The following is a 12,616-nucleotide window of genomic DNA, read 5'->3' as shown; positions in this document are numbered from 1 at the left end:
AGGCCTCTATGGGCTTTTTTGTCTACAAGTGTTCGGTTATATTTTACAATCTCCCGATCTGTTAAGTAAGTAGCCAAATAAAACCAGTAACTAATTAAATAAAAAAGATTTGAGGGATTATTCAGTGAAATTGCAAAAAGTTCTGTTTACTGCACTAGCTGCTGTAGGGTTGGCTGGCGCGTTAAGCGTCGCTACGACCACGACGGCCGATGCCGCAAGTTCCAAAGTTAACAGTTACATCGCCAGCAAGAATTACAAGCCGGCCAAAGTCACCAAGTCCATCTGGAGTGGCTTCCCTAAGTATAAGTACCGTCACGGTAAGGGTAAGCCTGAAGGGGTCGTGATTCACGAAACCGCCAACCCATCGTCGACGATCTATAACGAAATTGCCTACATGAAGCGTAATTACAACAACGCCTTCGTTCACAGTTTCGTTGATGCTTCCCACATCATCAACATCGCCAACACCGACTACCTTTCCTGGGGAGTCGGTTACCCGGGGAACTCCCGCTTCCTACAATTCGAACAAGTGGAAGTTCACAGCAAGTCGGCCTTCGCCCACGAAATTGCCAACGCAGCCTGGTACACGGCTTACCTCTTAAAGGAATACAACCTGAAGCCTAACGATGCCGCTTACGACGGTAAAGGGACGGTCTGGTCTCACGGTTCCGTTGCCAGTCACTTGGGTGGCTCCACACATACCGACCCAGTCGGCTACTACGCAAGCGCCGGGAAGAAGTACTTCGGGCAAAAGTACACCATGGCTGCCTTCTACCAGTTGGTCAAGAAGTACTACAACGCCATGGGTCAAAGTAACCACAAGAAGTTAATGACCGCTAAGTACACGTCCGTTAACATGCAGGCGCAATTGAGCAGTCGTTACAAGAAGTACTACCTGTACAACCACGTCAAGGACGTCAACAAGAACGCCAAGCGGCAATCTTGGTCCAAGATCAGCCCTAAGGTGGGCAAGACTTACAGCATCGATATGACGGCTAAGAAGAGTAACGGTTCGATGTGGTACCGGATCAAGTTACCGAACACGACCAAGCGTTACTGGGTCTACTTCGATAACCTGACCAACTTGACTGACTTAGACGCTGCCGCCAGTTCCAGTGAGAGTGCGGCTAGCTCTAGCGCCAGCGCCAGCGCAGATTCTTCCAGTGCCACTAGCACCTCTAGTGCTAGCAACTAGTCCCCTTTTCAATTGAATTTGACCTCAAGCAGACGCGCGATCCTCCATGGATTGCGCGTCTTTTTTATTTTTCTGGGGTACCCCTGGGTCTACCCAGTCCTAAAAGGGACCATCCGTCAACTGAGCCGATCAGTTCCGGATGGTCCCTTAATTCTAATTTACTTAACTTGGTCCTGCGGCGAGGTTTGTTTGGCTGCATGCCGGCGTTTCTCCGCCACGGCACGGGTCATGACCCACGTGGTCACGGGAACCGTCAGTAGCACACTCAGCATGGAGAACAGGATCATCAGAATCTCGGCAACAAAGATCTTGTCGTTCAAGATTTCCCCAAACGAGTAATGGACACCGGTGAACCAGATGAACAACGCCAGGAAGCCCCCAAAGAAGCCAAAGAACAGGGTATTAAAGGTGGTGCCGATAATCTGCTTACCCACCGTAATCCCGTCGCCGAATAAGGCCTTTAGGGTGACCTGCGGGTGTTGGTCGAGGATCTCACTCAACCCGGCCGCAATCGCCATCGCAGCCTCCGCAATCGCCCCTAAGGTACTTAGAATCGCCGTCGCAATGGTCACCTGCACGAAGCTAATCCCGACTAACACCGACAGGCCTTCGAGGTCCTCGCTGTCTTCCGGACCGAACCCTTGGACCATGGCCCAGTGTTCGACGGGAACAATCAGCAGGATCAAGAGCACCAGGACTAACGCCGACGCGATAAACGCCACGGTACTGGAGAGGTCATCCCCACTACTCATGAAAATGGTCAGGGCCAACACCATCATCCCCACCACTAAGGTGACGATCAACGGTGAAAAGTGAAAGGCCACTAGGACGATGGTCAGAAACAGGAGGCCGAAGTTCAAGAGTAACGCCAGGAACGACTGCGCACCGGCCTTACCGCCGACAACCACCATCAGAACCAGAAGAATCAAGCCGAGAAGCGTAATGGTACTCATGCGCGCACCTCCTTAGGCAACCACCGACTGGCCAAGTAACTGGCCAACGGCACAGCCAGGACAATGCCAATTCCGCTAATCAAGCTTTGAACCACACCCATCGACATGTTCATCGAGAACGTGTAGCCCCAGCTATTTCCATTCTTAAGGTACAGGAGTGCCATGGGAAACGTATCCGCTACGAAGATGAAGAAGAGCACGTTAATCAGCGGCCCCATGATGGTACTCCCAATCTGACGGCCGGACTTAAAGATTTGCATCGACGTCAACTCGGGCCGTTCCCGCTTTAACGCGTACAGTGACGAAATGATATCCGTCGACTCATCCATGACCGCACCCAAGGAGCCCAGCAGCGTCTCTGCTAAGAACAACGGCCGGGGCAGTTGGGTCACATACTGCATCGACTCGTAGAACATCCCTTTTTCATGCGTCACGTGGAAGACCAGTAGCGCCACCAGGATGGCACACAGCGTCCCTCCCAGAGTCGTCGCTAGCGTGATCAGCATCTGCCGGGTCCGCCCCAGCACCAGCCAGAGGGTCAGGGCCGCAAAGACCACGGCCAAACTGCCGAAAATCCACAGAACTTGGGCCCCCTGCGTTGAGCCATTGAGGAGGATCGCCAACAGGAACAGGACCCCGTTCGCGGCAACGCTAAGAAACGCCATCAAGCCGCTGAAACGCATGATTAGCAGTAGGAGCCCCACCACTAACCAGAGCATGAAGACTAGCGCCGTGTCCCGTTTATACCCTTTGACCGTGGCACTCAACTGCCCCGCATGATGGTGCAGCACCACGAAGAGTTGGCTGCCTACCCGGTACCGTTGATCCATGGCCCCGGATGCCGAATACGTATTGGAGATGGTCAGTGACCGTCCCCTGTATTGCCCGTTTAAGAGGTGGCCAGTCAGCGTCTGCCGGGTCTGCCAATCCTCATTTTGAAAGTTATCCGTGATTTTGGTAGGTTTCTGGTGTTGCACCGCCGTGACCTTTAGAATGGGATCATGATAGAACACTGCGTCATGTTGCGTTCCCATCACGAGTACGGCCCCCAGAATCAACGCGATGAGCCAGGCCCACCAACGCACGGTCGATTGAAGCTTTAATTTTTGCACGATTACCGCCCTTCCCATCGGTCTGCTTCCAATATACCACTTCAAAAACTGAATTCGCCATCACCGTCTCAAACTTAAGTAAATCGCAGAAGCCAGCGTACTAACGGCATCTTTCCCCCTGATTCGCCGGCAAATTAGCCCGGAAACCTTGCAATTTCGGCCAATCCTTAGTAGAATGGTACTCGATTGTTATTTTAATTAAGCGAGGGTTTCTACAATGAGAAAAGCACATCCAAATGGCGTACAAGGCCGTCGTAAGGTTAACCGTAAAAAGGACCTGAAGCGGCGCGATGAAATTTCAGCTCTGCAACGTTGGTTGAAGGGTGAAATCAAGACCAAGTAATCGCCAATACCAGAAAAGCCACTGACTTCGGTCAGTGGCTTTTTTTTCAGTCTAGGACAGAACGCCCAGACTTCCTTTCGACATTTAGTCAAGGACAGGATGGTGGAAAATGTCCGCCTTACCGGTTGGTCCTGAAGGGGCTGGAACGTGGTGGGCACGACTTGAAGCCCTGAAAGTGCCAGGTCTTCAAGCTCGGCCTTTGGGTAATCCGGGAAAGAACCCCGAATAACCCAAACGACACCACTGAGCCCCTTCAGGGCCGCCCTCACGGCTAAATTGAGTGTTAACAAACTAGTGTCTCCCGGTAATTGGAACTGAAAGTAGCCACGTGAGACGGTTAAACTCAAACGATAAGGCGTATACCTTATTGAATCTCAACCCGTGACATGCGCCATCAAACACTCAGTCGATTGACACCATGACTACAACCAGTTGATAATCTTATTCATGCCAGTCACCACTGTAACCTTATCCTGTTTGAAATAAAATCTATTTTAACCCATCACAGTCGTCAAATACTTGGAAACCACGGTATGTTGGGTAACCATTTTCTGATCTGGTTACCCAACTGTAAGCCGAGAGGACGACCAGCACAGCAGTAATTGGTTCATCAAAGCCCAAGTGTGCACGTGCGATTCTTAACACCAAATCATTGCCATTCGAAAAAGCTCTGTAAAGCCGTCTGGGGTTTACAGAGCTAGTCTTAAGTTATTGCTTTAACACCTAATCCTAAAACCAGAAGCATTAACTGCTAGCTCCCGGAATAATTGCCAGGATGAGTGGTGGCTAATCGACGACCAGTACACTGGTCTTAGAGTTCTGCACCACGTAATTGGTGGTCGACCCCATGATGGCTTTGCCTAAGCCGTGAACCCCGGAACGCCCAATGACCGTGAGCGTGGTCTTCAGTTCTTGTGGCAGGCTATTGGCAATCGTCGGCTTAGGTAGCCCGACCTTAAAGCTAGTCTCAACGGGAACGCCCGCTTCCTTGACCTCGTCCACGGCGCTTTCTAGAAATTCAGAGGCTGAATCCTTGAAGTGGGTCATGATTTCACTCCCAAATTCGGCACCGTAGTGAGCGTAGGTCTGGTCACTGGCGACGGAAACGATGAACAGCTTCGAGCCGAGTTTCTGGGCTAACTTAATGGCCTCCACTAAAGCGGCGTGGGCGTTCTTGCTCCCATCCATCGGTACTAAAATCCGTTCGTACATAATATCCCGTCCTTTCGTCTATAAACGATTATAGTGGTATCGCTTCCACCACCTTCATCATACCAACCTTACCGCCGATAAAATAGTCTTTTACCCGTTTTTTCATGAAATTTTTAGCCTGTCTGGGGTTTCGTTAGCAGATTCTCATTCTCCGGGGATTCAGAGTTTGTGGTAAGATAAATCAAAGACTCTATTCAAAAGGATGGCGCAAAAAATCATGAAAAAACGCTTACTGGGCGCCCTAGGATTCTTAGCTGTAATCCTAGCCGGCTGCTCCACGTCGCTCACGACCAACAAGACGACCTACCACCCCACGGCTCTCACGGCAGTGATCAAGGGCGATGCTAAGACCAAACAGGTCACTTACCAAGTGGCCGACCACGCCAAGCATCAAGTCGCCGTGAACGCCGGGACCTACTTCTTCCAAGTTCCGGCCGCCCCGACGGACCAAAAGGTCACCGTCACGGCTGGTCACCAACACAAGACCGTAACGGTCAAGGCTACTAAGTCGCTGGCTAACTACCAGACCTTCGCCAAGCAATACAACCAGATGGTCATCGGTAGCTACCTTCCTAGCAAGGCGCAAAAGCAACTCCAGACGGCCCAGAAGACCCAAGCACAGACCAAGCAAAAGCTGGCAGCCTTAGCTAAGCGCGATCCCGCCGCGGCCGCAACCGTCGCTAAGCAACAACAGGCGGCCGCCCAAAAGCTACAGGGCCAACTAGCCACCGCCAAGCGGCAAGCCAAGGACCAACTGCTTCCGACAACCGCCAAGAACGGTATCCATAACTTAATCAGCACCAAGGATACCGTGGTCCGGGCCAACGTTCAGGACAAGCATCTGATGGGACTGGCCTTGATCGTCCCGACCAAACAGATGAAGACCAAGACCGGCCAGCGCCACTTCGGCACCACCTTCGCCCTCCTCGGGAGCACCTTAAAGGCCAACCCCCAGTACGTGATCAAGAAATTCGAGAAGGTCCTGAAGGATGCGAAGTCGAACAGTAGCTCCACCAAGACTAAGACCATCCGTTCCAATAATATTCGATTCAACACCGGCTTCTCTACCGACCACCTTTACATCTATATGACCAAATAACCTCGGGTCCCCAACGGTTCGTCACCGTTGGGGATTTTTAAGCTGAATTGTCCTAACCCGTGCTTCTAAAGTGCAATCATTTTCATCCCCATCGATAGTGCCGCATAATAACGGTATGCTGTGATAGTGAAAGCCACCCAATGTTCGGGTACTTTCACCTTACCAACAGAATTTGTTTCTATTTCAAGGGGGAGTTTTTATGCAAAGTGAGGAGAGAGTATTTGAGATGTTCCTGCGTCAGTACCGCGAGATCTTTTGCGTCTTAACTAACGCGGCGGAACAGATTACGGGGCAATACTCATTAAGTTTTGAACAATACCTGTTGCTCAAGCAGATTCACGAGCAACGAAACATTACGTTAAGTGAATTAGCGGATGACACCCGCACCACCCGTTCCGCAGCGGCGCGGAAATTACGGGCACTCTTACTCGACGGCTACGTTGAACAAGAAGCCAAGATGGACGACCGGCGGGTCAAGTACTTGCGGCTAACGCCTAAGGGAGAACACGTTGAAGACGATATCCATCAAGTCTTCCTACAAAGCGCTAAGACTTGGAACCAGATTCCTAGCGACTTATCTGACGAGACCATCAACGATTTCTTCACCCGCTATCAAAACAATCTAGCGGTCTGGGATCGTAACCGGCCGAAGTTCCACCGGCCAGTCTTACGGGAACGGCACCAAGCTTCTCAAGAATAACCTTACGGATTTACTAACTAACGGAATCCTCAGTTTAACTGGGGGTCCCGTTTTTTGGTTAACGCTGTACCAGGCCAGTCTGGGGTTCCATCACATTTTATGAGAATATGATGATAAAAAAATTCCCTTTTCACCTAAAAAGGGTTAACCTGTGACTAACATCGTTTTTATAAGGAGGAATTTTCCTATGCGTTTCAATCACTTTGCCAACAACGTGACCGCCAGTCACGCTGATTTCCCCGTTGACGACAGCCAGTTGAACCAAGACCTCTACGCTGCCGTTAACGGTAAATGGGAAGAACAGGCCACCATCCCTGGTGACCACTCATCGACCGGTGGCTTCATGGACCTGGTCGACGGCATCGAAAAGACTCTGATGCATGATTTTGCCGACCTCTTAGACGGGAATCTCAAACCCGACAACGCCGAAATGGGCGAGTTCAAGAAGTTCTACGCCATGAGTCGTGATTTCACCAAACGGGACGCTGACGGTGCGACTCCCCTGAAACCATTCTTAACCAAGATTGAAAACTTGAAGAGCTTCGCGGACCTCAACGCCCAGCTAGCCGACTGGTACCGGGCCGGCTTACCGGCGCCCATCCAAATCGGCATTGATCCCGACATGAAGGACACCAGCAAGTACGCCCTGTACGTCGACGCGCCCAGCCTGATTCTTCCGGACAAGACCTACTACGCTAAGGACAACCCAGCGGCTAAGCAGTTACTGCCCGTCTACACCCAGATGGCCACGAAACTCCTGACCATGGTCGGCTATGACCAGGACGCGGCGGCTAAGATGGTCGAACAGACCAAGCAGTTCGATGCGTTGATTGCCCCCCACGTCAAGTCCTCCGAAGAAGCTGCGGATTACGTGAAGATGTACAACCCACGGCCACTGGCTACCGTGGACGCGGCGACTGACAAGCTTGACCTGACTGCCGCCTTAAAGGACTTGATCCACGACGCGCCCGAATCGGTCATCTTGCCACAACCAACCTACTTCGACGCTGTGGGTGACCTCTTAACTGAAGCCAACTTCCCACTAGTCAAGAGCTGGATGCTGGTCAAGACCGTCATCGCCGCTAGCGGTGTCTTATCCGAAGACTTCCGGCAAGTCGGTGGGACTTACGGTCGGGCGCTGTCCGGGCAAAAGGAAGCCCGCTCACAGGCCAAATCCGCTTACCGGTTAGCTACGACCTACTTCGACCAAGTCGTCGGTGATTACTACGGCCGGCGCTACTTCGGGGAAACGGCTAAGGCCGACGTCCGCGAAATGGTTCTTAAAATGGCCGGCGTCTACCAAAACCGGTTGAAGAACAACGACTGGCTCAGCGCCGAGACCCGGCGGAAGGCCATCGTCAAGTTGCAGAAACTGACCATCAAGGTCGGCTACCCCGACAAGATTGATCCGCTCTACGCGAAGTTCACGGTCGACACCGACGCCTCCCTGTTCGCCAACACGCAACGCTTCGACGAGCTGGCCATCGCGGATAACTTCAGTCACTGGGGGCAACCCGTCGACCGTAAGCGTTGGGACATGAGTGCCAACACGGTCAACGCGTACTACTCCCCATCTAACAACGAAATCGTCTTCCCAGCTGCCATCTTACAAGCACCGTTCTACAGCTTGAAGCAGACCAGCAGCCAGAACTACGGGGGTATCGGCGCCGTAATGGCCCACGAAATCTCCCACGCCTTTGACAATAACGGGGCGCAATTCGACGAGTTCGGGAACCTGAACAATTGGTGGACCGACGCTGATTTAGCCCACTTCAAAGACCTCTCCAAGGCCATGATCGCCGAATTCGACGGCATTCCGTTTGCGGGGCAGAAAGTCAACGGTAAGCTGACCGTCTCCGAAAATATCGCCGACGCCGGGGGCTTGAGCTGTGCCCTCGAAGCCGCCAAGTCCGCGGACGTGATCAACTTACGGGAATTCTTCGTCAACTGGGCTCAAATCTGGCGGATGAAGTCCACGACCGAATACATGCAACTCCTGTTGTCGATCGACGTCCACGCACCTAACCGTTTACGGGCCAACGTGCAGGTCAAGAACCTGGACGACTTCTACAGCACCTTCAACGTGCAACCCGGCGATGGCATGTACCTCGCACCGGAAAAACGGGTGAAGATCTGGTAATTTGCTAAAGCCTGGGACAAAAGGCGGTTAGCAAGCAAGCATTAACGTCGTAAGCTGGCTGCCTTGGGTCGCACGTTTCAGCACCGTAACGTTATCGTTAAGAATATCAGGAGCCTGGGCACTTTGTCCCAGGCCCCTTTTTTTGCTCCATAAGCCCTCTTCCCCTCTAGAAGCGGCTCACAGCGCGTCTCCGGGCCATACTTCTCTCCCGGGGCAGTTCACCACAAAAAGGCGTCAATGACCGGTCACGGCCATCGACGCCTTTTTAACGTTACGTTACTTGGTTGTTTTTGCTGAAGCTGGAGTCGCCTGCGTACTTTCCCGGAGGATCAACTCTGTGCCGACCGTCACCCGCTGGGGCGTAGTCCGCCCGGTCTGCAACCGATTCTCAATCAAATCGACCGCCGTTGAGCCTAGGAGTTCCGTGTTAACGTGCACGGTACTCAACTCGGGGAAGACGTACTTGGCAATCGTGGTATCGTTGAATCCAATCAGGCTGACTTGTTCGGGAACCTGAATCTGGGCCTCCCGGAGCGCCTTTAACGCGCCCGCCGCCATGGGGTCGTTGGTCACGAAGAAGGCCTGCGGCAACTGATCCCCCAGCTGGTCGATGGCCCGCTTCATCTGCTGGTACCCCGACTGGTTGGTGTAGTCCCCCGCAAAGACCAGGTCCGGGTCATAAGCATCCCGAGCCTGCATGGCCTGCCGAAAGGCCTTCAACCGCGGATCGACCACCTCTAATTGCTTATCGGTAGTCCATTCCGTCCCGTGTAACAGGCCAATCCGGTGCTGGCCCTGCTGCCAGAAGAAGTCCACCACCTGTCTGACGGCGAACTCGAAGTCCGTCACGACACTATCGTAGCCGTGACAGAGTTGGTCGTGGTCCACAAAGACCAAGTTCGGCGTTAACCGGGCTAGATCCGCGACCTGCTGCGGACTAAACTTCCCAATCGCAATGATCGCATCGACATCTGGGTCGATGGCCGACAAGTCGTTTTGGAACGTCCGCATGGTCAAGAAGTGGCGCTGTTCGCCCCGCTTCTCAAGGCCCAAGCGAATGGACATGTAATACAGGTCGTCTAATTCCTTGGTCTGGGAATACCACTGAACAATGGCAATCTTCAACTGCTTGTCAGGCATTGTCGGGCGCCGCTTCAACTTGGTGTAGTTCAAGTTCTCGGCGACTTCAAAAATCTGCTTTCGCGTATGCTCACTGACCGATAGCGTCCGGTCGTAATTCAAGACCCGCGAGACGGTGGCCAACGAGACACCTACGCTCTGGGCAATGTCTTTCAAAGTTGCTGCCATCATTCTCATCTCCTCTTATCCTTGGGTTCTGGTTAAACGAGCTGGCTTAAGAACCGATCCAACGCCGCTTGACCCTGCGCATCCCGCTTGAAGACCCCCGCGTCGGCTAAGACCCGAGCGAAGACGTCCCCAATCGCTTGATGCAAAATGGTCGTCACGTTGTCCGGCGTAATCTGGTGGGTTTGTTTCAGCTGGTCCGCCCAGTCCCGGTGCATCTCTGCCATTTGATTAGGTTGACCCACCAGGTACTTGGTAACTTCCGCCATTTCCGCCTTTAAGCGTGCTGGTAAGATGGCCCGTCCCATGACTTCGATCAACCCGATATTTTCCTTCTTAATATGTTGAACGTCTTGGTGCGGGTGGAAAATGCCATCCGGATACTGGTCCGAGGTCTGGTTATCCCGTAAGACCAGGTCCAACACGAAATCCTTCCCGTCACGGTAGGCAATCGGCGTAATGGTGTGGTGGCGCGTCCCGTCCGTGTAGGCCCGTACGTCCACGCTTTCATCAGAATAGTCGACCCAGTGGGCCATGATCTTCACAGCCGCGTTGACCAAGTTCTCTGGCTTGGCCCCCCGCAACCGCAGATCCGTCATCGGCCACTGAACCACGCCCGCCGTAACGCCAGGAACGTCTAGGTCGAATTCTCGGTCCAACGGTGCTTGCATCATCGGGAAGGTGTGCTTGCCCCCCTGATAGTGGTCGTGGCTGAGCATCGAGCCCCCCACGATGGGCAGGTCCGCGTTGCTGCCGACAAAGTAGGTTGGGAACTGGCGCACGATTTCCAGTAAGTTGGTAAAGGCGTGTTGGTCGATCTTCATTGGCCGGTGTTCCTGGGATAAGAAGATGGCGTGCTCCGTAAAGTAGGCGTATGGCGAGTACTGGAAGCCCCAAGTCTCACCACCCAGGGTCAACCGTACGATGCGGTGATTGCTCCGAGCAGGGTACCCTAGCCGACCCAAGTACCCTTCGTTAGTCATGCAGAGTTGGTCCAACGGGTAACCCGTCTTAGGTTGGTTCCGGGCCGCGGCAATCGCCTTAGGGTCCTTTTCTGGCTTGGATAAGTTAATGGTGATTTCCAACTTACCAGCCGCCGTCTGGGCGTCAAACACTACGTTGCGCGCAATGTTGCGCGTCTTAATGTAATTGTTCGCCCGACTCAACTGGTAGAACCAGTCGGTCGCAGCACTGGGACTGATCTGATACCGGTCCCAGAAACCACGGTTCAACGCCGACGGTAGCGGCGTCATCAGGTCCATCAGTTGGGCCTCCAAGATTTCACGCTCACTAGGCGTGTCGTTAATCTTGTGATGGTCGATCGCCGTGGCCACTAAAGCGTTGACCAGGTCAATGGGGTCCTCCCCCGTTGCCTGCTGGGTCGCGCCGTCACCAATCAACGCGTAGATCCGGTTCTCAACGTACTGCCGGTCCAGAGCGGTGTACGGCGATGGTGACGCCACGATTGCTGCTAAGAACTTATGCAAGGTATCCGGTGTCATTACTTGGTCGCCTGCCGATCATTGTAGCCTTCTGGGTGCGTCTGCTTCCAGTTCCAAGCCGTGGCGATGATGTCTTCCACGTTGTCGAACTGTGGCTTCCAATTCAAGATCTTGCGTGCCTTATCACTGGCCGCAATCAGCGTACTTGGGTCACCCGCCCGGCGGGGAGCCATCTTGGCTGGAATCGGCTTACCCGTGACTTTCCGGGCTGCTTCCAGCATTTCCTTGTTGGAGAAGCCCGTCGAGGACCCTAAGTTGAAGGCGTCACTGTCATGACCCGCCTTCAGGTATTCGAGCGCTAAGATGTGCGCATCCGCTAAGTCGACCACGTGAACGTAGTCCCGGACGTTGGTCCCGTCCTTGGTTGGGTAATCGTCACCAAAGATGGACAACTCATCCCGTTCACCAGCAGCGACTTGTAAAATGATGGGAACCAGGTGGGTCTCAGGATGGTGGTCTTCACCAATGCTGCCATCTGGCTTGGCCCCAGCCACGTTGAAGTACCGCAGTGCGATGAACTTGATACCGTAAGCTAGGTCCGCCCAGTGCATGATCTTTTCCATCATTAACTTGCTTTCGCCATAAGGGTTGGTTGGAATCTGGGGGTCCGTTTCCTTAATCGGAATCTGCTTGGGTTCACCATAGGTTGCCGCCGTCGAGGAGAAGACGATCTTCTTAACGTTATGCTGATTCATGACTTCCAGCAAGGACACCATGCCCGCCGTGTTGTTATCAAAGTACTTCAACGGCTTTTCCATGGATTCGGGAACCACGGAGAAGGCTGCAAAGTGAATCACCCCTTCGATATCCTCTTGGTCAAAGACTCGGTTCAGGAAGTCTTGATCCCGAACGTCGCCTTGATAGAACCGTGCCTTAGGGTTCACAGCTGCACGGTGACCCGTGACTAAGTTATCCACGACAGCCACGTCGTAGCCCTTTGCAATCAACCGATCAACGGCGTGGGAACCAATGTAACCAGCGCCACCTAAAACTAAAACTGCCATAATCCAATTCCTCCTCTTATTCTGCGAAACATTTTCATTGACCGTCCAGGA

At 53.1% G+C, this 12,616-nt stretch carries 11 protein-coding genes; 5 read left to right on the top strand and 6 right to left on the bottom strand.

The window, feature by feature from the left end:
* The first annotated feature begins 124 nt into the window (after positions 1-124).
* Positions 125-1,195: a peptidoglycan recognition protein family protein gene (locus FD30_RS10320; protein WP_056944957.1), complete on the top strand. Its 1,071-nt coding sequence runs from the start codon at positions 125-127 to the stop codon at positions 1,193-1,195.
* A 158-nt stretch (positions 1,196-1,353) separates the two neighbouring features.
* Here FD30_RS10320 and FD30_RS10315 read toward each other — a convergent pair whose 3' ends face one another.
* Complete coding sequence (locus FD30_RS10315) at positions 1,354-2,148, bottom strand: YibE/F family protein (RefSeq protein WP_056944956.1); 795 nt, start codon at positions 2,146-2,148, stop codon at positions 1,354-1,356.
* Positions 2,145-3,260 (bottom strand): YibE/F family protein, encoded by a 1,116-nt coding sequence (locus tag FD30_RS10310; protein WP_371862375.1) that lies wholly within the window; start codon positions 3,258-3,260, stop codon positions 2,145-2,147. The genes FD30_RS10315 and FD30_RS10310 overlap by 4 nt, the downstream gene beginning before the upstream one ends.
* Before the next feature lie 217 nt (positions 3,261-3,477).
* On the opposite strand from FD30_RS10310, the gene FD30_RS11860 reads away from it, so the two are divergent.
* On the top strand, positions 3,478-3,603 hold the full coding sequence (locus FD30_RS11860) for a hypothetical protein (RefSeq protein WP_263862309.1): 126 nt from the start codon (positions 3,478-3,480) through the stop codon (positions 3,601-3,603).
* A gap of 786 nt (positions 3,604-4,389) precedes the next feature.
* Here FD30_RS11860 and FD30_RS10305 read toward each other — a convergent pair.
* Complete coding sequence (locus FD30_RS10305) at positions 4,390-4,815, bottom strand: universal stress protein (RefSeq protein ID WP_024746678.1); 426 nt, start codon at positions 4,813-4,815, stop codon at positions 4,390-4,392.
* A 217-nt stretch (positions 4,816-5,032) separates the two neighbouring features.
* On the opposite strand from FD30_RS10305, the gene FD30_RS10300 reads away from it, so the two are divergent.
* The 3 genes from FD30_RS10300 to FD30_RS10290 all read left to right on the top strand — a co-directional run bounded on the left by FD30_RS10300 (position 5,033) and on the right by FD30_RS10290 (position 8,754).
* Positions 5,033-5,914 carry a hypothetical protein gene (locus tag FD30_RS10300; protein ID WP_056944954.1) on the top strand — a complete coding sequence of 294 codons (882 nt, stop codon included), beginning with the start codon at positions 5,033-5,035 and terminating at the stop codon, positions 5,912-5,914.
* Positions 5,915-6,113: 199 nt separating this feature from the next.
* Entirely contained in the window at positions 6,114-6,614 is a 501-nt protein-coding gene (locus tag FD30_RS10295; protein ID WP_056944953.1) for a MarR family transcriptional regulator, read from the top strand.
* A gap of 187 nt (positions 6,615-6,801) precedes the next feature.
* Positions 6,802-8,754: a M13 family metallopeptidase gene (locus FD30_RS10290; RefSeq protein WP_056944952.1), complete on the top strand. Its 1,953-nt coding sequence runs from the start codon at positions 6,802-6,804 to the stop codon at positions 8,752-8,754.
* A gap of 276 nt (positions 8,755-9,030) precedes the next feature.
* Here FD30_RS10290 and FD30_RS10285 read toward each other — a convergent pair whose 3' ends face one another.
* The 3 genes from FD30_RS10285 to galE are packed head-to-tail and all read right to left on the bottom strand — an operon-like array spanning position 9,031 to position 12,565.
* Complete coding sequence (locus tag FD30_RS10285) at positions 9,031-10,062, bottom strand: LacI family DNA-binding transcriptional regulator (RefSeq protein ID WP_056944961.1); 1,032 nt, start codon at positions 10,060-10,062, stop codon at positions 9,031-9,033.
* A 32-nt stretch (positions 10,063-10,094) separates the two neighbouring features.
* Entirely contained in the window at positions 10,095-11,561 is a 1,467-nt protein-coding gene (locus FD30_RS10280; protein ID WP_056944951.1) for a UDP-glucose--hexose-1-phosphate uridylyltransferase, read from the bottom strand.
* Positions 11,561-12,565, bottom strand: a complete 1,005-nt coding sequence (gene galE / locus FD30_RS10275) for a UDP-glucose 4-epimerase GalE (protein ID WP_056944950.1) — start codon at positions 12,563-12,565, stop codon at positions 11,561-11,563. Before galE ends, FD30_RS10280 begins: the two co-directional genes overlap by 1 nt.
* Positions 12,566-12,616 lie beyond the last annotated feature (51 nt).

The organism is Levilactobacillus namurensis DSM 19117, assembly GCF_001434785.1.
Lineage (GTDB): Bacteria > Bacillota > Bacilli > Lactobacillales > Lactobacillaceae > Levilactobacillus > Levilactobacillus namurensis.
This window is presented reverse-complemented; position numbering and strand designations above follow the sequence as displayed.